At 37.9% G+C, this 22,786-nt stretch carries 19 protein-coding genes and 3 tRNA genes; 20 read left to right on the top strand and 2 right to left on the bottom strand.

From position 1 onward, the window contains the following. Nucleotides 1-285: 285 nt before the first annotated feature. A tRNA-Ser gene (locus B5V81_RS06310) sits at nucleotides 286-375 on the bottom strand. A 1,075-nt stretch (nucleotides 376-1,450) separates the two neighbouring features. Further along, nucleotides 1,451-1,526 (bottom strand) — tRNA-Val (locus tag B5V81_RS06305). A gap of 173 nt (nucleotides 1,527-1,699) precedes the next feature. Here B5V81_RS06305 and B5V81_RS06300 point away from each other — a divergent pair. The 20 genes from B5V81_RS06300 to B5V81_RS06205 all read left to right on the top strand — a co-directional run bounded on the left by B5V81_RS06300 (nucleotide 1,700) and on the right by B5V81_RS06205 (nucleotide 22,754). Next, a tRNA-Asp gene (locus B5V81_RS06300) sits at nucleotides 1,700-1,776 on the top strand. Between the two features lie 296 nt (nucleotides 1,777-2,072). Further along, nucleotides 2,073-2,438: an NADH-quinone oxidoreductase subunit A gene (locus B5V81_RS06295; RefSeq protein ID WP_212112709.1), complete on the top strand. Its 366-nt coding sequence runs from the start codon at nucleotides 2,073-2,075 to the stop codon at nucleotides 2,436-2,438. Further along, on the top strand, nucleotides 2,429-3,010 hold the full coding sequence (locus B5V81_RS06290; protein WP_212112708.1) for a NuoB/complex I 20 kDa subunit family protein: 582 nt from the start codon (nucleotides 2,429-2,431) through the stop codon (nucleotides 3,008-3,010). Before B5V81_RS06295 ends, B5V81_RS06290 begins: the two co-directional genes overlap by 10 nt. A 17-nt stretch (nucleotides 3,011-3,027) precedes the next feature. Continuing rightward, a complete protein-coding gene (locus B5V81_RS06285; protein ID WP_212112713.1) occupies nucleotides 3,028-3,636 on the top strand; it encodes an NADH-quinone oxidoreductase subunit C in 609 nt (202 codons plus the stop codon). Between the two features lie 121 nt (nucleotides 3,637-3,757). Beyond that, on the top strand, nucleotides 3,758-4,948 hold the full coding sequence (locus tag B5V81_RS06280) for an NADH-quinone oxidoreductase subunit D (RefSeq protein WP_212112707.1): 1,191 nt from the start codon (nucleotides 3,758-3,760) through the stop codon (nucleotides 4,946-4,948). After that, the gene (nuoE, locus tag B5V81_RS06275) at nucleotides 4,948-5,619 is read left to right on the top strand and encodes an NADH-quinone oxidoreductase subunit NuoE (RefSeq protein WP_212112706.1); all 672 of its coding nucleotides are present in this window, start codon (nucleotides 4,948-4,950) and stop codon (nucleotides 5,617-5,619) included. The genes B5V81_RS06280 and nuoE overlap by 1 nt, the downstream gene beginning before the upstream one ends. A gap of 148 nt (nucleotides 5,620-5,767) precedes the next feature. Beyond that, a complete protein-coding gene (nuoF, locus tag B5V81_RS06270; RefSeq protein WP_212112705.1) occupies nucleotides 5,768-7,075 on the top strand; it encodes an NADH-quinone oxidoreductase subunit NuoF in 1,308 nt (435 codons plus the stop codon). A gap of 64 nt (nucleotides 7,076-7,139) precedes the next feature. Continuing rightward, on the top strand, nucleotides 7,140-9,209 hold the full coding sequence (gene nuoG, locus B5V81_RS06265; protein ID WP_212112712.1) for an NADH-quinone oxidoreductase subunit NuoG: 2,070 nt from the start codon (nucleotides 7,140-7,142) through the stop codon (nucleotides 9,207-9,209). 22 nt (nucleotides 9,210-9,231) lie between these two features. Then, nucleotides 9,232-10,278, top strand: coding sequence for an NADH-quinone oxidoreductase subunit NuoH (gene nuoH / locus B5V81_RS06260; protein ID WP_212112711.1), 1,047 nt, complete (start codon nucleotides 9,232-9,234; stop codon nucleotides 10,276-10,278). Nucleotides 10,279-10,292: 14 nt separating this feature from the next. Then, nucleotides 10,293-10,784: an NADH-quinone oxidoreductase subunit NuoI gene (gene nuoI / locus B5V81_RS06255; protein WP_212112704.1), complete on the top strand. Its 492-nt coding sequence runs from the start codon at nucleotides 10,293-10,295 to the stop codon at nucleotides 10,782-10,784. Nucleotides 10,785-10,877: 93 nt separating this feature from the next. Beyond that, nucleotides 10,878-11,498 carry an NADH-quinone oxidoreductase subunit J gene (locus tag B5V81_RS06250; protein ID WP_212112703.1) on the top strand — a complete coding sequence of 207 codons (621 nt, stop codon included), beginning with the start codon at nucleotides 10,878-10,880 and terminating at the stop codon, nucleotides 11,496-11,498. Between the two features lie 14 nt (nucleotides 11,499-11,512). Continuing rightward, nucleotides 11,513-11,821 carry an NADH-quinone oxidoreductase subunit NuoK gene (gene nuoK, locus B5V81_RS06245; protein WP_212112702.1) on the top strand — a complete coding sequence of 103 codons (309 nt, stop codon included), beginning with the start codon at nucleotides 11,513-11,515 and terminating at the stop codon, nucleotides 11,819-11,821. Nucleotides 11,822-11,827: 6 nt separating this feature from the next. After that, the gene (gene nuoL, locus B5V81_RS06240; RefSeq protein ID WP_212112701.1) at nucleotides 11,828-13,795 is read left to right on the top strand and encodes an NADH-quinone oxidoreductase subunit L; all 1,968 of its coding nucleotides are present in this window, start codon (nucleotides 11,828-11,830) and stop codon (nucleotides 13,793-13,795) included. Then, nucleotides 13,792-15,261 carry an NADH-quinone oxidoreductase subunit M gene (locus B5V81_RS06235; protein ID WP_212112710.1) on the top strand — a complete coding sequence of 490 codons (1,470 nt, stop codon included), beginning with the start codon at nucleotides 13,792-13,794 and terminating at the stop codon, nucleotides 15,259-15,261. The genes nuoL and B5V81_RS06235 overlap by 4 nt, the downstream gene beginning before the upstream one ends. 17 nt (nucleotides 15,262-15,278) lie before the next feature. After that, entirely contained in the window at nucleotides 15,279-16,736 is a 1,458-nt protein-coding gene (nuoN, locus tag B5V81_RS06230) for an NADH-quinone oxidoreductase subunit NuoN (RefSeq protein ID WP_212112700.1), read from the top strand. Then, the gene (locus B5V81_RS06225; RefSeq protein WP_212112699.1) at nucleotides 16,733-17,542 is read left to right on the top strand and encodes a biotin--[acetyl-CoA-carboxylase] ligase; all 810 of its coding nucleotides are present in this window, start codon (nucleotides 16,733-16,735) and stop codon (nucleotides 17,540-17,542) included. Before nuoN ends, B5V81_RS06225 begins: the two co-directional genes overlap by 4 nt. 47 nt (nucleotides 17,543-17,589) lie before the next feature. Further along, nucleotides 17,590-19,266, top strand: a complete 1,677-nt coding sequence (locus B5V81_RS06220; RefSeq protein WP_212112698.1) for a ribonuclease J — start codon at nucleotides 17,590-17,592, stop codon at nucleotides 19,264-19,266. 202 nt (nucleotides 19,267-19,468) lie between these two features. Continuing rightward, the gene (proS, locus tag B5V81_RS06215; protein WP_212112697.1) at nucleotides 19,469-20,794 is read left to right on the top strand and encodes a proline--tRNA ligase; all 1,326 of its coding nucleotides are present in this window, start codon (nucleotides 19,469-19,471) and stop codon (nucleotides 20,792-20,794) included. Nucleotides 20,795-20,805: 11 nt separating this feature from the next. Next, nucleotides 20,806-22,074 (top strand): lipoprotein-releasing ABC transporter permease subunit, encoded by a 1,269-nt coding sequence (locus tag B5V81_RS06210; protein WP_212112696.1) that lies wholly within the window; start codon nucleotides 20,806-20,808, stop codon nucleotides 22,072-22,074. Beyond that, nucleotides 22,074-22,754, top strand: coding sequence for an ABC transporter ATP-binding protein (locus tag B5V81_RS06205; protein ID WP_212112695.1), 681 nt, complete (start codon nucleotides 22,074-22,076; stop codon nucleotides 22,752-22,754). The genes B5V81_RS06210 and B5V81_RS06205 overlap by 1 nt, the downstream gene beginning before the upstream one ends. The last annotated feature ends 32 nt before the right edge of the window (nucleotides 22,755-22,786 follow it).

Here is a 22,786-nt window from a genome sequence, read left to right as displayed (position 1 = left end):
AGGATACGGAAAAACTATTAGTCAATTTATGCTCAAAGAGGTGAACACATCTTATATACGCTGCTTCTCAAATAATATGATTCCAGCTCAAGAACTCATCATCAAAAATTGCGACCTTATAAGAGAGAAAAATAAAGACTCATTAAAGAGGCTTTAAACAACCTTTGAAGACCCTTTGAGAACCCCTTAAAAACCCTTCGAAAAAAAATAAATTGATGCAAAACCTGCTGTCAAATTATGCAAAACCTGATGACAAGCTACAGTTATAGCATGATAAAAGTGCTGTGGCGGAGGGGGTGGGATTCGAACCCACGGTACAGTCTCCTGCACGCCGGTTTTCAAGACCGGTGCCTTAAACCGCTCGGCCACCCCTCCAAATGAGATATGCTTTTTGACAAACTTCTTGCAAAAGGTCAATCATTTTAATACGCATTCTAAAGCGTTTTTTGTAAAATTATTTAAGTTTCAAGCAAAATAATTCCTCATAAGTCAATTCTTCGAGTGTGTTAGCTAATATTTTTACTTTTAAACATAATAACTCTTTCTGAAAAATGAAAATCAAAAATGATGTTTATCAATTCATTTTCTTGTCTAAAAGTTTTTTATAAAGCGATATTTTTAAAATTTCTGACAATCAATTTCATAATGATAAGATATGTTCAGTTAGAGATGTTTGATAAATTATATTAAACTCTTTGCGAACGTATATTTTTGAATTATTTTACCTTTCCAGTTATTTCATTTAGTTTGTTCATATTTTGCGAAAAGAAAATGTTATTGCTCTGACTGTTTATGAGAGATCAATTCTAAGAACAACATATTATTCAAGGTAAGCTTGCATTGATTTTAAATAAGTATGATTTAATAAGAAAACCCTTTAAAAGATTTTAATTTTTTAATAAAAATATTTAGATATCTCGTACAGTTAAAGAATAGCTTGAAAAAAATAGCTGCTTTACTCTCATAGAGAAAAAACTGAAAAATTCAGCTAGAATCACGGCAATTTTTTTATTGATTAATAGTGATTTTTTTAGTTCTTACACTATTTGAGTAAAATTTTACGCAAGATTTGCATCAACAATGTAAAACTTTTTCCAAGCCCAAGCATAACTGAAAATTGGATATATTTATAACGCTTTTTGCTGTAAGATTAGCAAAAAGTTTATTTTAAGAGAAGAAAAAGCTTATTGAGCGATACACTTAGATCAATAGAGAGAAGTCCTTTTATGAAAGAATCAACACTTTCATAATGAAAGTTTTAATTTTTTAATGATATAAAGGTAAGGACACTAGAATGTTTGTTAAGATATAGCATAGTTTTTCAAAGATAGAACTTCAAAATGTTAATTGCGCATAAGCAAAAAGCATAAGCTTGAACATACAGGCTTCAAAAGCTTCCCACTCACGAGTATGTATAAAATCAATAAGTTATTATTGATATGAAATTTTATGGTGGGCGATGAGAGACTCGAACTCCCGACATCCTCGGTGTAAACGAGGCGCTCTACCAGCTGAGCTAATCGCCCCATGCAATGACTAGTAACTAGGCGAGACCCCTCTTAAGGAAAAATTTTTCTAAACGCAAGAATAAAGATGCTGTTTGATAATTTTTTTAAAAAATGCATAATCCTTCTTGACATAAACGAACGAACCTCTTACACGACCGCTTGTACCAAAGTAAATTGGTTCAAAAAAGTGCGCGGGTGTAGCTCAGTTGGTTAGAGTGCTGGCCTGTCACGCCGGAGGTCGCGGGTTCGAGCCCCGTCACTCGCGCCATTTTTGTTTTCTTATGGAATTTCTCTTTAAGATATTCGTGCGCTTTGAACGAGGGGGTGGAGTGTCTAATTATAGGGGGAGGTGTTTTTTTCTTCCTTTTTACGTGGTTTATAAGAATAGGGCTTGCGTCTTTCATTGCTCTGCGTTACCTATGCCAATAAGAAAAGTATCGCTCTGTATACGTTTCAAGCAGTATGAGTGGAGTTAATAGAGCGATTATTAAATTTGTCTGTTTGATCTCGCAATATCGAGTCGTTGTGTTAAACTCAGGCATTTCATTATGATGGAAGAGGGTTATGGCTTATTTATTGAGCTCTTATTTGCCGGTCTTGATTTTTATTGTTGTGTCAGCGATTATTGCTGGGGTTTTGTTGATTACACCTTACATTGTGGCGTATCGTTCACCAGATCCTGAAAAGTTATCGGCTTATGAATGTGGGTTTAATTCATTTAGTGATGCACGCATGAAGTTTGATATTCGTTTCTATTTGGTTTCAATTTTGTTTATTATTTTTGATCTTGAAGTTGCTTTTCTTTTTCCTTGGGCTGTTTCATTCAAATCGATAGGTATGTTTGGTTTTTGGTCGATGATTGTATTTTTAGCGATTTTGACTATTGGATTTATATATGAATGGAAAAAAGGAGCTCTTGAATGGAATTAAGATCTAATAATTCAACGATTACAGCTCCGAAACCAAAAGGAATCATTGATCCTAATACTGGTGAACTGATAGGATCAAATGATAAATTTTTTCGTGATATTAATGCTGAATTATCAGATAAGGGATTTTTAGTTACTTCAGCAGATGCCTTGATTACTTGGGCTCGTACTGGTTCTTTAATGTGGATGAGTTTTGGTTTGGCTTGTTGTGCTATTGAAATGATGCAATGCTCAATGCCTCATTATGATAATGAGCGTTTTGGATATGCACCACGAGCTTCACCCCGTCAGTCAGATGTGATGGTGGTAGCAGGTACTCTAACAAATAAGATGGCACCTGCTTTGAGAAAAGTGTATGATCAGATGCCAGAGCCGCGTTATGTGATTTCTATGGGATCATGTGCAAACGGTGGGGGGTATTATCATTATTCCTATTCAGTGGTACGTGGATGTGATCGTATCGTGCCTGTTGATATATATGTTCCAGGGTGCCCGCCTACAGCAGAGGCATTATTATACGGCATATTGTTGTTACAGAAAAAAATCCGTCGTACCGGGTCCATAGAGCGATAGAGAGTTTTCGTATCATGATGGATGAATCACTGGTTGAACTTGCTGCTTATTTGAAAAACAAGTTAGGAAACAAGCTTGAAGAGACCATTTTTGCTTTTGGTGAATTAACCATTGTGGTGCGTCTTGATGCAATTATCGATGTTTTAATGTTTGTTCGTGATGATTCTCGCTGTCAATTTATTAATCTTACAGATATTAGTGGTGTGGATTATCCTTCTCGCGATAAGCGTTTTGATGTCTCTTACCAATTATTATCTCCTCGTGAGAATTTACGCTTACGTGTCAAAGTTCGTACGGATGAGAATACTCCTGTTGCTTCAGCTTGTGCGGTTTATCCTGGTGCAGAGTGGTATGAACGTGAAACCTATGATATGTATGGAATTTTATTTTCAGGTCATCCGGATTTGAGACGAATTTTAACAGATTATGGGTTTGAAGGGTATCCTTTACGTAAAGACTTTCCTGTGACAGGATTTGTTGAATGCCGTTATGATAATGAAGCAAAAAGGGTGATTTATGAGCCCGTCGTTTTGCGCCAAGAAATGCGCAATTTTGATTTTCTTTCTCCTTGGGAAGGAGGACAATATGTTTTACCTTGTGATGGAAAAGAAGATGAAAAAAAATAAGATTGGTTTTGGTAGGGCGTTATATTAGAGTCGTGTGTTTCTTAAATAATTAAATGTTTTTCGTATGATAGATATTTTTTAATATTTGATATGAAGTTTTTTAAAAAGCAAGGGGTTGGTTGTGGCTGAGGTCAATGTTCGAAACTTTAATATCAATTTTGGTCCGCAGCATCCCGCGGCGCATGGCGTTTTGCGTATGGTTCTGGAGTTGGACGGTGAAGTTGTTGAGCGAGTAGATCCACATATTGGGTTATTACATCGCGGCACAGAAAAATTAATGGAGACAAAGACTTATCTTCAGGCAGGTCCCTATCTTGATCGTTTAGATTATGTTGCTCCTATGAATCAGGAACATGCTTTTGTTCTTGCGATTGAAAAGTTATTGGATATTAAAGTTCCTAAAAGAGGACAGTTGATACGTGTTTTATTTTCTGAAATTGGGCGTATTCTTAATCATTTGCTTAATGTAACGACACAGGCGATGGATGTTGGTGCTTTGACTCCACCGCTTTGGGGGTTTGAGCAACGTGAAAGATTGATGATTTTTTATGAGCGAGCCTGTGGTGCTCGTCTTCATGCCAATTATTTTCGTCCCGGTGGTGTGCATCAAGACTTACCGGAATCTTTAGTTGAGGACATTGGTAATTTTATTGATCCGTTTCTTGTTTCTCTTGAAAAACTTGATGCGCTTGTAACACCAAATCGGATTTTTAAGCAGCGTAATGTAGATATCGGTGTTGTCAGTATTGATGAAGCTTGGGCACGTGGTTTTTCTGGGATTATGATTCGTGGTGCTGGTGTGCCGTGGGATTTGCGTAAAAGTCAACCTTATGAATGTTACGATGAAATGGAATTTGATATTCCTATAGGTAAAAATAGTGATTGTTATGATCGCTATCTTATTCGTATGGAAGAAATGCGTCAATCTGCAAAAATTATGCGTCAATGTGTCGAACGATTACTTGGTAGTGAAAAGAATGGACCAGTTTCGAGTTTGGATCGCAAAATTGTACCACCAAAGCGGTCTGAGATGAAAAGCTCGATGGAAGCGCTGATTCATCACTTTAAACTCTATACAGAAGGTTTTCATACGCCTCCTGGAGAAGTATATGTTGCAGTAGAAGCACCAAAGGGTGAGTTTGGTGTTTATCTTGTTTCTGATGGAAGCAATAAGCCTTATCGTGTTAAGCTACGTGCCCCAGGGTTTGCTCATCTCCAAGCTATGGATTTTTTAACCCGAGGCCATATGTTGGCGGATGCTACCGCTATTTTGGGTTCGATTGATATTGTTTTTGGGGAGGTTGATCGCTAATGACCGTACGCCGTCTTGCAGATGATGTCTATCAGCCCGCAGAGTTTTCTTTTACAAAGGAAAATCAGATATGGGTGAAGAGGACTATAGAAAAGTATCCTGTAGGGCGTGAACAATCGGCTGTTATTCCGTTATTAATGCGTGCACAAGAGCAAGATGGTTGGGTGACGCGTGCAGCAATTGAGCATATCGCTCAAATTCTTTCTATGGCGTATATTCGTGTCTTAGAGGTTGCTACTTTTTATACTCAGTTTCAGCTTAAGCCTGTAGGAACAAAGGCGCATATTCAAGTATGTGGGACGACTCCTTGTATGTTACGTGGTTCTGATGAATTGATTAAAGTGTGTCAGAAAAAAATTCATCATGAACCTTTTACGACAAATCAGGATGGAACATTATCATGGGAAGAGGTGGAGTGTCTTGGCGCTTGTGTTAATGCTCCTATGGTCATGATTTTTAAAGATACTTATGAAGATCTCACAGCTGAACGTCTTGAAGAAATTATTGATGCATTTGAGGAAGGAAAGGGTTCTGAGATAGCGGTTGGCCCACAAAACAGTCGTCAATCGTCGGAGCCGATTAGTGGTTTAACATCTCTTCTTGAGGATGAAGAAAAAAGGAAATCTCCCACATCTTCAAAGAAAAAGGATCATACGGGAATGGAATCTTAGTTAAATATTTTTTTTTGAAAAGATATTTCATTATTTTATCCATATTATAAGGACATTTAATTAAAAGCAGAAAGTTTTAAGAAGTTTTTTAAAATTGCATTTGAGGAAAAGCTAAAAATGCTACGGGTAAGAGAGAAAAAGGTGGGGTATGCTAACTGATAAAGACCGTATCTTCACCAATATTTATGGTTTAAAAGATAAGTCATTAAAGGCTGCGATGTTGCGTGGGCATTGGAATGGTCTGAAGGAGATTATTGATAAGGGGCGTGACTGGATCATTGATGAGGTGAAGGCCTCAGGTTTACGTGGTCGTGGTGGTGCTGGTTTTCCTACTGGAATGAAATGGTCCTTTATGCCAAAGCAGAATGATGGTCGTCCTCATTATTTGGTTGTTAACGCTGATGAATCTGAGCCTGGGACATGTAAAGACCGCGATATTTTACGGCATGACCCTCATACTTTGATTGAAGGATGTGCGATTGCTACTTTTGCAATGGGAGCGAATGTTGCTTTTATTTATATTCGTGGTGAATATATTCGTGAGCGTGAAGCACTTCAGGTGGCTGTGGATGAATGTTATGAAGCAGGTTTGCTTGGCAAAAAAACAAAATATGGTCATGCTTGTGATATTATTATTCATCATGGAGCTGGTGCTTATATTTGTGGTGAAGAGACAGCGCTTCTCGAAAGTCTTGAAGGGAAAAAAGGGCAACCTCGTCTCAAACCACCATTTCCTGCAAATATGGGGATTTATGGCTGTCCAACAACAGTCAACAATGTTGAATCGATAGCTGTTGTTCCAACGATTTTACGTCGAGGCGCTTCATGGTTTTCGTCGATTGGGCGAACAAATAATGTCGGAACAAAATTATTTATGGTTTCTGGACATGTGAATGCCCCTTGTACCTTTGAAGAAGCTCTTGGTGTTTCTTTCCGTGAATTGATTGAAAAACATACAGGGGGGATTCGTGGCGGATGGAATAATCTTTTAGCTGTTATTCCAGGTGGTGCTTCTTGTCCGGTTGTTCGCGGTGAAGATATGGTGGATGCAATCATGGATTTTGATGGGATGCGCGATGTCGGATCTTCTTTTGGTACAGGTGGTGTGATTGTGATGGATAAATCAACCGATATTATCAAGGCGATTTGGCGGATATCGGCTTTTTTTAAACATGAGAGTTGTGGTCAGTGTACACCATGCCGTGAAGGCACGGGTTGGATGATGCGCCTTTTAGGACGTATGGTTGAGGGAAGAGCGCAAAAGCGTGAAATTGATCTTTTGTTTGAGGTTTCTAAACAGGTGGAAGGACACACTATTTGTGCACTTGGCGATGCTGCAGCATGGCCTGTACAAGGGTTAATCCGTAATTTCCGTCCGGAAATCGAGCGTAGAATTGATGAATACACGCGAAATGTCGTGCAAAGGAAAAATATTGCTTTAGAAGCAGTAGGATAGAAGATTTTTTTAAAGAGCAACCGAATGCAAATTTTAAGTGGATTATCCGCAGGTTGGATGGGTGATGATAAATATCAAAGTTGATGGCAAAGAGATTGAAGTCCCTGATTACTACACGTTGCTTCAGGCTGCTGAGGCGGCTGGGGCAGAAATTCCACGTTTTTGTTTTCATGAATCTTTATCAATTGCTGGAAATTGTCGCATGTGTTTGGTTGAGGTTAAGGGTGGTCCTCCAAAACCTCAGGCTTCTTGTGCGATGGGGGTTCGTGATTTACGATTAGGTCCTAACGGTGAAACGCCAGAAATTTTTACCAATACGCCGATGGTAAAAAAAGCACGTGAAGGTGTTATGGAATTTCTTCTCATTAATCATCCTTTGGATTGTCCAGTGTGCGATCAAGGAGGAGAATGTGATCTTCAAGATCAAGCAATGTTTTATGGGCGCGATTGTTCTCGTTATACAGAAAATAAACGTGCTGTAGAAGATAAATATATTGGGCCTCTTGTCAAAACTGTTATGACACGGTGTATTCATTGCACACGGTGTGTCCGTTTTACAACGGAAGTTGCAGGTATTTCTGAGCTTGGTTTGATCGGTCGTGGTGAAGATGCTGAAATTACGACATATCTTGAAAAAGCTATGACATCTGAATTACAGGGAAATGTTATTGATCTTTGTCCAGTGGGAGCTTTAACTTCAAAACCTTACGCATTTCATGCACGTCCGTGGGAATTGGTGAAAACGGAATCGATTGATGTGATGGATGCGCTCGGTAGTGCTATCCGTATTGATAGTCGCGGCCGTGAAGTTATGCGGATTATGCCGCGTGCGAATGAAGATGTAAATGAGGAATGGATCTCTGATAAAACGCGTTTTATTTGGGATGGACTACGGACTCAGCGGCTTGATAGACCCTATGTCCGTAAAGATGGGAGACTTCAACCTGTCAGTTGGGCAGAAGCTTTTACAAAAATTAAAACCGTCGTTTCTAAAATTTTGCCAGAAAGAATTGGAGCTATTGCTGGAGATCTTGCTTCTGTTGAAGAAATGTATGCCCTTAAAGCATTATTGATCTCGTTGGGTTCAAAGCTTTTTGATTGCCGTCAAAAAGGAATTGCTTTATCACCAGAGTTTGGGCGTTCGAGCTATATTTTTAATCCTACAATTGCAGGGATTGAACAAGCTGACGCATTGCTTATTGTGGGCTCTAATCCACGCCATGAAGCTGCTGTTTTAAATGCGCGTATTTTAAAGCGCCAACGAATGGGAAATTTTCCTATCGCGCTCATTGGAGAGGAAGTCGATTTACGTTATCCTTATTCTTATCTTGGAGCTGGGAGTGATGCATTAAATACCCTTATTCGTGGAGAGAATGCTTTTTTTAATGTCTTAAAAGAAGCAAAGAGGCCTCTTATTCTTATCGGAGAGGGAGCTATTTCAGGAAATGAAGGATTATCTGTTTTAAAAAATCTTGCTAAATTAGCGGATAATATCGGTGCTCTTAGTAAAGAATGGAATGGATTTGGGATTCTTCATAATGCAGCATCGACCGTTGGAGGGTTAGACATAGGCTTTACTTCTAAGCTTGGGGTTGCAAATATTCTTAAAACTTGTGAAGTTTTATTTTTGCTTGGTGCTGATGAAGTGGAATTGGCCGATATCAAAGCTTTTAAAGTTTATATTGGTAGCCATGGCGATAATGGTGCACATGCCGCTGATGTTATTTTGCCTGCATCGGCTTATACTGAAAAATCAGGGCTTTATGTGAATACAGAAGGGCGTGTTCAAATGACAAATCGGGCTGGTTTTGCTCCAGGTGAAGCAAAAGAAGATTGGGCTATTTTGCGTGCCTTATCGGATGTTTTAGGACAAAGGCTCCCCTTTGATTCTCTCTCTCAATTAAGACAATGTTTGTTTAATGATTATCCACATCTTGATGCGGTTGATGATATAATGCCTTCTGATATAAGTGATCTTAAGGCGCTTGGTTCAAAAGTGGTTTGTCTAGAGAGTCAAACATTTACTTCTATGGTTAAAGACTTTTATTTGACAAATCCGATAGCACGTGCTTCTGCCGTTATGGCTGAATGTTCATCTCTTGCAAAAAGCCGTACGATGCAAGCTGTAGAGTAAGGGCAAAGGAAAAGGAATAATGATGTATGATTTCTTTATGACTTGGCTGTTGCCATTACTGATTATAGTTGGAAAAACACTTCTTCTTTTGGTCGTTCTGTTGGTTTTAGTTGCTTATCTTCTCTATGCAGATAGGAAGATTTGGGCTGCGGTACAATTGCGGCGTGGTCCCAATGTTGTTGGTCCGTGGGGATTGCTACAGTCTTTTGCAGATTTAATTAAATTTGTTGTGAAAGAACCTATTATCCCAGCAGGTGCCAATAAGGGGGTTTTTCTTTTGGCTCCTTTTGTTTCAGCAACACTTGCTTTATCAACTTGGGCTGTTATCCCTGTCAGTGAGGGTTGGGAAGTTGCGAAGATTAATGTTGGTTTGCTTTATATTTTAGCCATTTCATCTCTTGAAGTTTATGGTGTTATTATGGGAGGATGGGCATCAAATTCAAAATATCCTTTCTTAGGCGCTCTGCGTTCGGCAGCACAGATGGTTTCTTATGAAGTTTCCATTGGTTTTGTACTTGTAACCGTTATTTTAATCAGTGGTTCGTTGGATCTTACAACAATTGTTCTTAAACAAAGTCAAGGTCTTGGTACAGCTCTTGGTCTTCCTTTTAATAGTTTTCTCGATTGGAATTGGTTTGTTCTTTTTCCAATATTTATTATATTTTTTATTTCCGCGCTCGCAGAGACAAACCGTCCTCCCTTTGATTTGGTAGAAGCTGAGTCTGAGCTTGTTGCTGGTCATATGGTAGAATATTCTTCAACGCCTTACATGCTCTTCTTTCTTGGTGAGTATGTTGCTATTGTTTTGATGTGCGCATTAACAACCATTCTGTTTTTAGGGGGGTGGCTTCCTCCCTTGGATGTCTGGTGGCTTAATTGGGTTCCTGGTATCATTTGGTTTGTTTTAAAGGTTTGTTTTGTATTTTTTTGGTTTGCTATGGTTAAGGCATTTGTTCCACGCTATCGCTATGATCAGCTCATGCGGCTTGGTTGGAAGGTTTTTCTTCCTCTCTCGCTAGCGATGGTTGTGATAACTGCGGCTTTTTTAAAATTTACGAATTTTGTTTAAGAGGAGATTTTATGATGTCAGGTTTTATTCAGGCGGCAAAGTCACTCCTTCTATTAGAATTTGTGAGTGCTTTTTTCTTAGCTATGCGTCAATTTTTTTCACCAAAGCCTACGATCAATTATCCTTATGAAAAGGGGGTTGTATCTCAGCGTTTTCGTGGTGAACATGCACTGCGTCGCTATCCGAATGGTGAAGAACGGTGTATTGCCTGTAAATTATGTGAAGCAATTTGCCCTGCACAAGCGATTACAATCGAAGCGGGTCCGCGACGTAATGATGGTACACGCAGAACTGTTCGTTATGATATTGATATGGTTAAGTGTATTTACTGCGGTTTTTGTCAAGAAGCTTGTCCTGTAGAAGCGATTGTTGAAGGTCCAAATTTCGAATTTGCAACGGAAACGCGTGAAGAACTCTATTATGATAAAGAAAAACTTTTAATGAATGGAGATCGTTGGGAGCGAGAAATTGCTCGAAATATATTGATGGATGCGCCTTATCGTTAAGTGTGTCGTTAAATGAGGTGTCGGATAATTTCCGATAAATTGTAATCTGGTACGAAGTTTGTACCAATTGTTTGGATAATTAAGGAGAAGCCTATGCTAACAGATCTAGCGGCGGCATTTTTCTATTTGTTTGCTTTTATTATGCTAACAAGTGCAGTGATTGTTATTACAGCACGCAATCCTGTGCATTCTGTTTTGTTTTTAATCCTTGCATTTTTTAATGCAGCGGCTTTATTTTTGCTTGCAGGAGCAGAGTTTTTGGGGCTTATTCTGCTTGTTGTTTATGTTGGAGCTGTCGCTGTTTTATTTTTATTTGTTGTTATGATGCTGGATGTTGATTTTGCTGAGTTAAAAAGTGGGACTCTTCGATATGCGCCTATTGGCGCTTTTATTGGCGTTATTATTGCTGTAGAGTTGATTATTGTCTTTGTAAGTAGCTATTTTTCTCCAATCTTAAGGACACATGTTACGCAACCAATGCCAGACTTAGGGCAGCGAACAAATACACAGGCATTAGGGGATGTTCTCTATACGGATTATGTTTTTTATTTTCAAATTGCTGGGATAATTTTATTGGTTGCAATGATTGGTGCTATTGTTTTAACACTTCGTCATAAATCAGGCGTAAAGCGACAATCTATTGCGAAGCAAGTTTCTAGAACGGTAGAAAGTGCCATTGAAATCAAGCAAGTTAAATCAGGTCAAGGTATTTAAGGGGGGCTATGGATATGTCTATTGGTATTACGCATTATCTCACTGTTTCTGCTTTGATGTTTACAATTGGTATTGCTGGAATTTTTCTCAACAGAAAAAATGTGATTATTATCTTGATGTCCGTTGAGCTTATATTACTCTCAGTTAATATTAATTTTGTTGCATTTTCAGCATTTCTTCATGATCTCGTTGGTCAGATATTCGCTTTATTTGTTTTAACCGTAGCAGCCGCTGAAGCTGCTATTGGTTTAGCAATTCTTGTCGTTTTTTTCCGTAATCGTGGTTCCATTGCAGTTGAAGATGTTAACGTAATGAAAGGCTAACCAGTGATGTATTATACGATTGTCTTTCTTCCACTTTTGGGTTTTTTCATTGCTGCACTAGGTGGAAAAACGATAGGAGATCGTGCAAGTGAGTTGATAACATGTAGCTTTATGGTGATTGTTGCCATATTGTCGTGGATAGCATTTTTCAATCTTGCACTTGGTCATACTTCAGCGATTGATGTATTAGTATTACAGTGGCTCGACGTTGGTGATTTAAGCGTTAACTGGGCTTTACATGTTGATACATTAACTGCTGTCATGCTTATTGTTGTAAACAGTGTTTCGGCATTAGTACATATTTATTCAATTGGTTATATGCACCATGATCCTTCAAGATCACGTTTTTTTTCTTATCTTTCTTTGTTTACATTTATGATGCTTATGTTGGTGACATCCAATAATTTGATTCAGATGTTTTTTGGCTGGGAAGGTGTAGGACTTGCTTCTTATTTGCTTATTGGATTTTGGTTTCAGCGTGATTCTGCGAATAAAGCTGCAATGAAAGCTTTTGTCGTCAATCGTGTTGGAGATTTTGGTTTTCTCTTAGGAATATTTAGTATTTTTGTTTTATTCCAATCGGTTGATTTTGCCTCCATTTTTGCAAAAGCTGCAGACAATAGCTTTATACAAAATATGACATTTTTAGGTTGGCAGTTTGATTCTCAGACAGCAATTACTGTTACATGTCTTTTGTTATTTATTGGCGCGATGGGAAAATCAGCACAGTTTCTTTTACATACTTGGCTTCCTGATGCGATGGAGGGGCCTACGCCTGTATCCGCACTTATTCATGCTGCAACAATGGTAACGGCTGGTGTTTTTATGGTTGCGCGTATGTCGCCGATTTTTGAACTTTCTTCGACTGCTTTGACCGTAATTACTATTGTTGGGGCAACAACAGCATTTTTTGCAGCAACTGTAGGATTAGTGCAAAATGATATTAAGCGTGTTATTGCTTATTCTACATGTTCTCAACTTGGTTATATGTTTGTGGCATTAGGTGTTGGGGCATATGGAGCTGCTGTTTTTCATCTTTTTACGCATGCTTTTTTTAAAGCCTTATTGTTTCTTGGTGCAGGCTCCGTCATTCATGCTGTATCTGATGAACAAGATATGCGAAAAATGGGCGGGTTACGCAAACATATAAAATTCACCTATTGGATGATGATGATAGGAACTATCGCCTTGACTGGTGTTGGAATTCCAGGAACATTTTTCGGGACTGCAGGTTTTTTCTCAAAAGATGCGATTATAGAGTCTTCTTTTGCATCCCATAATATTGCTTCAGGGTATGCATTTTATCTTCTTGTTTTTGCCGCATTTTTAACAAGCTTTTATTCATGGCGGCTTATTTTTATGACATTCCATGGAAAACCACGAGCAACAGTTGATGTTATGCATCATGTTCATGAATCGCCTCCAGTGATGTTGATCCCTCTTTTTATTTTATCTCTTGGAGCAATATTTGCTGGTGTTGTTTTCCAACCTTATTTTTTTGGTGACCTCTATGATGCTTTTTGGAAGGGAGCATTATTTACAAGCAGCCATAATCATATTCTTCATGATGCTCACCATGTCTTTAATTGGGTAAAATGGTCACCTTTTATAGCGATGGTGCTCGGGTTTATATTAGCCTATTTATTTTATATTTCTATTCCATCTTTTCCCAAGAGAATGGCTCGTATTATGCCGGGAGTGTATCACTTTCTTTACCAAAAATGGTATTTTGATCAACTATATAACTTTTTATTTGTTCGTCCTACCTTTAGAATTGGTTCTTTTCTTTGGAAAGTAGGAGACGGTAAAATTATTGATGGTCTAGGTCCAAATGGTATTGCGGCACGTGTTATTGATATTACAAATAGAGTTGTTCGGATACAGACAGGCTATCTTTATCACTATGCATTTGCGATGCTTATAGGCATTGTATTGCTTATTACATGGATGATGATCGGGGGCGTAAACCAATGATTGATTGGCCTATTCTTTCTACGGTTACATTTTTACCGCTTGTTGGTGTGCTTCTGATTTTGTTTATCAAAGATGATAGTGAAGCTGCGCGCCATAATATACGTAATGTCGCATTTTTTACGACGATATTTGTTTTTATCATTTCTTTAATTATTTGGATAGGTTTTGATTCTACTAATCCAAATTTTCAGATGGTTGAAAAATTCAATTGGCTAGGGAATGGTATTAGCTATCATATGGGGATTGATGGTATTTCTGTCCTTTTTGTTGTTCTCTCGGCTTTTCTTTTACCTTTCTGTATTTTAGCCAGTTGGAAGAATGTTCAAGAGAGATTAAAAGCTTATATGATTGCTTTTCTTCTTCTTGAAGTTGCGATTATTGGAGTTTTTTGTTCTCTTGATGCAATATTATTTTATGTTTTTTTTGAAGGCAGCCTCATTCCAATGTTTATCATTATAGGGGTGTGGGGCGGAGCGCGTCGTGTTTATGCAAGTATCAAGTTTTTCCTATATACTTTACTGGGTTCAGTTCTTATGCTGGTTGCCCTTATGTCTATGTATTGGCAGGCAGGAACACTTGATATACCAACTTTACTCAGTTATCAATTTCCTGCTCATATGCAAATATGGTTATGGCTTGCCTTTTTTGCTTCTTTTGCTGTTAAAATGCCGATGTGGCCAGTTCATACTTGGCTTCCTGACGCGCACGTGGAAGCACCTACAGCAGGTTCTGTTATTTTAGCCGGTGTCTTACTCAAATTAGGTGGGTATGGTTTTCTTCGTTTTTCTTTACCTATGTTTCCTATCGCTTCAGCAGATTTTGCGCCTTTTGTTTTCACCTTATCGCTAATCGCTATCATTTATACATCACTGGTTGCACTTGTTCAAAGCGATATCAAAAAACTTATTGCATATTCCTCAATAGCGCATATGGGATATGTAACGATGGGTATTTTTGCTGCAAATGAACAGGGGATACAAGGGGCTATTTATCAGATGCTGTCGCACGGAATTGTTTCCGCCGCTTTATTTCTTTGTGTTGGGGTGATCTATGATCGCTTGCATACGCGTGAAATTTCAGCGTTTGGTGGTTTAGTGAATAATATGCCTAAATATGCTGTTGTTTTCTTGATTTTTACTATGGCAAATGTTGGACTCCCTGGAACTTCAGGATTTTTGGGCGAATTTTTAACCTTAATAGGTGTTTTTCAAGTGAATAAATTGATTGTTGTTTTAGCAACAACAGGTGTTATCTTGTCAGCAGCTTATGCCCTTTATCTTTATCGGCGTGTGGTTTTTGGTTCCTTGGATAAAGAAAATTTAAAAGTACTTATAGATCTCTCTTCAAGGGAAAAGTTTATTCTTTATCCGATGGTTATTCTTACAATATTCTTTGGTATCTATCCAACGCCTATACTTAAAGTGACGGCGTTTTCCGTAGAAGCCCTCATCAATAAACTACACTAGATAAGGGAAGAATTCTCATGCAAGGTGAAATAATAACACAATTAGTCTTAATTCTTCCGGAGATTTTAATTGCACTAGGAGCGATCATGTTACTTATGATTGGTGTTTATTCCAGTGCACGTGCTTCTTTAACAGTGACAGGTTTAGCCATGGCTCTTCTTGTGGCAACCATTGTTATTCTCATAATTTTTCCGAAAAATGGTTTATTTCAAACCAATGCACTCATTATTGATTCCTTCGGTCATTATATGAAAATATTAATGCTCATTGGGGCACTCTTTTCTCTTATCATATCTGTTGGTTTTGCCAATGCGCAAAAGTTCAATATATTTGAATTTCCAGTGCTTGTTCTTTTAGCAACTCTTGGGATGATGCTCATGATTTCAGCGGGGAATATGCTGTCGCTTTATATGGGGTTGGAACTACAATCTTTAGCCTTATACGTTTTAGCAGCGATTAATCGTAATAATGTAAAATCTTCTGAAGCTGGTATAAAATATTTTGTTTTAGGAGCATTATCTTCAGGATTGCTGCTTTATGGTATTTCTTTGCTTTATGGTTTTACTGGTCAAATTGGTTTTCACGAAATTGCTCTTGCTTTGAAAGGTGAAAACTTACAATTAGGGGTTATTTTTGCAATTGTTTTTATTTTAGCCGGTTTGGCTTTCAAAATTTCTGCTGTTCCATTTCATATGTGGACACCGGATGTTTATGAAGGAGCCCCCACACCTATTACAGCCTTTTTTGCTGGGGCGCCTAAAGTTGCTGCGATGGCTTTAATCATCCGTATTATTGTGATGACCTTTATTCCCCTAGGGCGTGTTGATAGCGTGATGCCTGCATGGCAACAAATTGTGGTCTTCATGGCACTTGCATCAATGATACTTGGTGCGTTTGCTGCAATTGGCCAAAATAATATTAAGCGCTTAATGGCTTATTCGTCGATCAGCCATATGGGCTATGCACTTGTTGGTTTATCGGCCGGAGATATGTTAGGAATAAAAAGTGTTATTCTTTATATGACTATTTATCTTGGCGCTACTCTTGGTGCATTTGCTTTTATTCTTGGAATGCGGACGAGGAGTGGCAATGTTGAAAATATTTATGATCTTTCAGGATTAGCAAAAACAAATCCGTTTATGGCTATTGTTATGACAATACAGCTTTTCTCTTTAGCCAGTATACCACCTATGGCGGGTTTTTTTGGAAAGTGGTATACATTTTCTGCTGCTGTTCATGCCGGTCTTACACCACTTGCAGTCGTTGGGATGATAGCATCTGTCATTGGGGCTTTTTATTATTTACGAGTCATTAAAATTATGTGGTTTGATGATGCAAAAGCGCATTTTATTGCTTTATCGAATGAGCTTCAATTTTGTCTCGGTCTTTCTGCATTGTTTATTTTATTTTATATGCTTTTTGGAGTTTGGTTCGCTGAATTAGCAGAAAAAGCAGCAGCCGCATTGTTTCAATGAATATGGTTTACATTTTATCAGCTTTTGCGCAGAAACAAGGATACACTGTTGAATCGTACGAAAGTGTTGATTCCACAAATCTTATTGCGCAGAGAAAAGCACAAACTGGTCATCAAGGGTATCTTTGGATTGTTGCACAAGAACAATCACAGGGAAAAGGGAGAAGGGGGAGGGCTTGGTCTAGTCCAAAAGGGAACCTTTATTCTAGCCTTTTGTTAAGTGATGATATTGTTCCTCAAACTGCAGCTCAGCTTGGTTTTGTTGCTGGAGTAAGTGTAGTAGAAGCAATAAAACAATTTATAAGAGATGAAAAACAAATAAACGATATTGTGAGCTTAAAATGGCCAAACGATATTTTGCTCAGAGGGGAAAAAAGCTCTGGAGTTTTGCTTGAGATGTTTAAATTGCCATCGCAACAATATGCATTAGTTATTGGTATTGGAATAAATGTGAAATATAATTATGAAGATGCATCCTATCCCACTTCAAGCTTACAGAATATTGGTTTGCATATTGAAGCAGAACAATTATTTACGGTTTTGACGGAGTCTTTTTCTAGAAATTACCTTCTTTGGAAACAATCGAAAGGATGTGAGATAATCCGAAATAAATGGCTTTTATATTCTGCTCATCTTGGAAAACATGTCAAAGTAATGAATGATGAAAAAATCATTGAGGGTATTTTTGATGATCTTGATCGTGATTTTAATTGTATCATAAAACAAAAAAATAATCAGAAAACTATTATAACAGCTGGAGATGTTCATTTTGGTTCAGCTGCTTCTGTTAATGCAGGTCGTTATTAAAAGAATTATTTTGCCATCAGATTATCTTAACGATTTGGGAGATGTTTATGGTTGCAACCAATAAAAATGAATTCGTTTTTTTACCTCTTGGGGGCGTAGGTGAAATAGGGATGAATTTGGCTGCTTATGGATTTGGCTCTCAAAATCTTCGTGAATGGCTGATTGTTGATATGGGCGTTAGTTTTGCTGGTTCTGAATTACCAGGAGTTGATCTTGTTCTCCCTGATATTCGTTTTTTAGAAAGTGAAAAACATAATATACGTGGTCTTGTTTTGACACACGCTCATGAAGATCATTATGGGGCTGTTTTTGATTTATGGCCAAAGTTACAAGTTCCAATTTATTGTACAGCTTTCACGGCTGGGTTATTGGAAAGTAAAAGACAATCAGATTTTGAATCCCATAAAATGTCATTCAATATTTTTCAAGCAGGGGATTGTTTTCAGGTTGGTTCTTTTTCCATAGAGGCTATCGCTGTTAATCATTCTATACCAGAGTCTGTATCTTTAGCCATTACAACATCTTTGGGAACTGTGATCCATACTGGTGATTGGAAAATTGATCATACGCCTTCATTTGGAGATGTAACGGATGAAAAAAGATTTCGTGCTTTGGGCAATAAAGGTATTTTAGCATTACTTTGTGATTCCACAAACGCGTGTCGGGATGGTATATCTCCATCAGAGCAGCAGGTTCAAACGAGTCTTTCAGAAATTATTTCGAAAGCTGAAGGGCGCGTTGCGATAGCAACTTTTGCTTCTAATATTGGTCGGATACGTTCTATTGCTCTTGCCGCTGAAGCTGTTGGGCGTAAGGTGCTTGTCATTGGGCGTTCCCTTAAGCGGAGTATTATGGTTGCACAAGAACTCGGTTATATGAATGGGTTAGCGCCATTTGTAACGGAAGATGATTATGGTTATATCCCACGAAAAGAGCTTGTTTTAATTGTCACAGGGAGCCAAGGTGAGCCATGTGCTGCTTTGGCTAAACTATCACGTGAGGGAATGAGGAATATTGCGCTTTCCACTGGTGATACTGTTATTTATTCATCACGAAGTATTCCAGGAAATGAAAAAGCGATTCTTGAGATACAAAATCGTTTCATCGATTTGGGTATTAAAGTCATTACGAATGAAGATGCACTTGTTCATGTTTCAGGTCATCCCCGTCGTTCAGAGCTTTTACAGATGTATGATTGGATAAAACCACACATCCTTGTTCCTGTTCATGGTGAGGCAATACATCTTACTGCTCAAGCCGCTTTAGCACGTCAAGCAGGTATTAAAATTGTTAGAGATATCAGAAATGGTAATATGCTGCGTCTTGCACCCGCGCCTGTAGAAGTTATTGATCAAGTGCCTGTTGGCCGTATTTATAAGGATGGCTGTCTTCTTGGAGATGAGTATGAGCTAGGAATTCGTGAACGTAAAAAACTAGGTTATGCTGGTCATGTTGCTGTTTCTCTCCATATGAATAGCAAGCATGAATTATTAGATGATATTGATCTAAGCATATTGGGACTTCCTGAGAGTAATGGAGATGGAGAAAAATTGAAAGATATTCTTTTAGAAGTTGTGGAAAATACAGTTTATAATATCCCACGCATGAAACAGAAAAATAATGAAGTTATTCGAGAGGCAGTGCGACGTGCAGTGAGAGCAGCTATTTATGAAATTTGGCACAAAAAACCTCTCTGTACAGTTTTTTTACATCGGTCAAAATAAAGGATTTTCATATTCATTATTAAAAAGTAGGAGAGCATTTTTATTTTACTGCTCAATAGGAAATAATAGAGAGTAGAGCACAATAAATTTTAAAACAATAAGATCGTTATATTTGCAAGTATTCATAATGCGGCTATAGATGAATAGAGGGTGTGTTAAATTTTTCCAAAATGGTAGATCTGATTAGGAGTTCATTATTTCAATGCGTCTTTCTCAATATTTCCTTCCACTTTTAAAAGAGAATCCTAAAGAAGCAGAAATTATTTCTCATCGCTTCATGTTGCGAGCTGGAATGATTCGACAACAAACATCAGGAATTTATTCTTGGCTTCCTTTAGGAAAAAAAGTTCTTGATAAAGTTTGTAGAATCATTCGTGAAGAGCAAGAGCGTGCTGGTGCAATAGAAATATTGATGCCTACAATTCAATCTGCTGATCTTTGGCGTGAAAGCGGTCGTTATGATGATTACGGTTTAGAGATGCTCCGCATTAAAGATCGTCAAAAGCGCGATTTACTTTATGGTCCGACTAATGAAGAGATGGTGACAGATATTTTTCGCTCCTATGTTCGTTCTTATAAAGACCTTCCACTTAATTTATATCATATTCAATGGAAATTTCGTGATGAAATTCGACCACGTTTTGGTGTGATGCGTGCACGAGAATTTTTAATGAAAGATGCTTATTCTTTTGATCTTGATTATGAAGGCTCTAAAACATCTTATAACCGTATGTTTGTAGCTTATTTACGCACTTTTTCTCGCCTTGGCCTAAAAGCCATTCCCATGCGTGCTGATACAGGTCCCATTGGAGGGGAACTAAGTCATGAATTTATCATTTTAGCTGAAACAGGAGAGAGTGCTATCTTTTGTGATAGACAATTTCTTGAACTTACTGTTCCCCATAGTTCAATCGATTTTAGTGATAAAACTGTTTTAGATGATATTGTTAAACAATGGACATCTTTTTATGCGGCGACAGAAGAAATGCATAATGAAGAAGAATGGGCTAAAATCTCTGAGAATAATCGTCTTTCAGCGCGTGGTATTGAAGTTGGACATATTTTTCATTTTGGTACTAAATATTCTGCTCCAATGGGAGCAAAAGTTATGGGACAAGATGGAAAAGAGCATGTGGTCTCTATGGGATCTTATGGTATTGGACCCTCGCGTCTTGTTGCAGCTGCTATTGAGGCTTCTCATGATGAAAATGGTATTATTTGGCCAAAGTCGATGGCACCTTTCGATTTTGGAATTATCAATATGAAGCCTGATGATGAAAAATGTACACAGGTATGTGAGCTTCTTTATCAGGGATCAAAGGAGGCTGGTTTTGATCCATTATTAGATGATAGAAATGAACGTCCTGGATCAAAATTTGCAACGATGGATTTGATTGGCTTGCCAACGCAAATTATTGTCGGTCCTAACAGTATAGCACAAAATGAAGTTGAAATTAAAGATCGAAAAACAGGTGTAAAAAAATCTCTAAAGGTTGAAGATGTCCTCAGCCAACTTTCTATAATTTAATAGGAAATATTATGAAGAGGCTGAAAAATAAAAGGTTTTCGTCTTATGAATGGATGATCGCTTTTCGTTATATGATTCCCAATAAAAAACATGTCGTTGCATCTGTTATTGCAATTATTTCTCTTATTGGGATTATGTTAGGCGTGTTCGCTCTGGTTGTTGTTATGGCGGTGATGAATGGCTTTCGTACAGAACTTCTCAATCGTATTCTTGGTATGAATGGGCATCTTATTGTTCAAACAATTGATTCTGGTTTTTCTGATTATAAAACTCTTATTTCTTCCTTAGAATCTACGAATGGTGTGAAGTTTGCTTTGCCTGTTATTGAAGGTCAAGCGCTTGTCCAAGGTGAAGTTCAAGGTGGTTCTGGCGCTTTAGTTCGTGGTATGCGCAAACAAGATTTAGAAAAACTTAAAACAGTCTCTCAGAACATTAAATTAGGATCGATTTCTCGGTTTGATCAAGAAGAAGGTGTTGCAATTGGAAGTGGCTTAGCAGAAAAATTGGGACTTACAGTTGGGAGAGATCTTCGCATTATTACCCCTGATGGTGATGAAACTCCTTTTGGCGTTACTCCACGTGTAAAAGCTTATAAAGTCGTTGCTATTTTTGAAGTTGGTATGTCTGAATATGATTCAATCTTTGTTTTTATGCCTCTCCATGAAGCACAAATGTTTTTTAATTTGGGAGATAAAGTCCAGTCTTTAGAATTATTCCTAAACGATCCTGATGCTGTTGATCAAATAAAACCCGTTGTAGAAAAAGCAGTTGATCAACAGGTCTATTTAATTGATTGGCGTACACGCAATCAGGCTTTTTTTTCAGCCTTACAGATTGAACGGAATGTCATGTTTTTCATTCTTTCTTTGATTGTTCTTGTTGCTGCTTTAAATATTATTTCAGGCCTTATTATGCTTGTAAAAGATAAAAGCCATGATATTGCAATTTTACGTACGATGGGTGCCCAACAGAGTGCAATTTTGCGTATATTTATCATCACAGGAATGATGATTGGCTTTATTGGAACAATATTGGGCTTAATTTTAGGTATTATTGCGACTCTAAATATTAATCATATTCAAGATTTTATATCTTGGTTATTTAATGTTGATGTTTTTAATCCTCAACTTTATTTTTTAACAAAATTGCCTGCACAAATTGAGTGGAAACAGACCATTTTGGTTGCTGTAATGGCTTTATTCTTGTCATTTCTTGCTGCTCTCATTCCAGCATGGCGTGCTGCTAAGTTAGATCCTGTACAAGCCTTGAGGTATGAATAATGACAGCCATTTTAGAGCTTGTAGAGATTGAAAGACGCTTTTTCGAGAGTCATAAGCCGCTTGTTGTTTTAGACAAAGCAAATTTTATCCTTAATCGTGGAGAACTTGTCGCCCTTGTTGCACCATCTGGTGCTGGAAAATCAACACTTCTTCATATTGCTGGATTATTGGAAAAACCAACAGCTGGTGATGTGTTGTTACGAGGTGTTTCTTGTGCAAAGCGCTCTGATAGTGAGCGAACAGCTATCAGACGAAATGATATTGGTTTTGTTTATCAATTTCATCATTTACTTCCAGAGTTTACGGCTTTAGAAAATGTCATGATACCGCAAATGATAGCAGGATTAAAAAAATCCATAGCAGAAGATCGTGCACGTAAATTATTGACGTATTTGCGTGTTTCGCATCGTGCTAACCATCGTCCCTCAGAGTTATCGGGAGGAGAACAACAACGTGTTGCTATTGCACGTGCAGTAGCAAACGGCCCTTCTGTTCTTTTGGCCGATGAACCTACTGGAAATCTTGATCCCGTAACGTCAGCTTATGTCTTTCAAGCTTTATCTGTTCTGGTTCGTCAGTCTGGTCTTTCTGCTCTTATTGCAACACATAATTACGCTTTGGCGAAGCAAATGCATCGTCGAATTACACTTAAAGAACAAAAGATTATAGAACTTCCTTAAAGGCAAGGTACAAATTTTATACAATAAATTGA

The sequence above is a fragment of the Bartonella queenslandensis genome (assembly GCF_018155095.1).
Classification (GTDB): Bacteria; Pseudomonadota; Alphaproteobacteria; order Rhizobiales; family Rhizobiaceae; genus Bartonella; species Bartonella queenslandensis_B.
The sequence above is the reverse complement of the archived record's forward strand: the minus strand, read 5'-3'. Positions and strand labels throughout refer to the sequence as shown.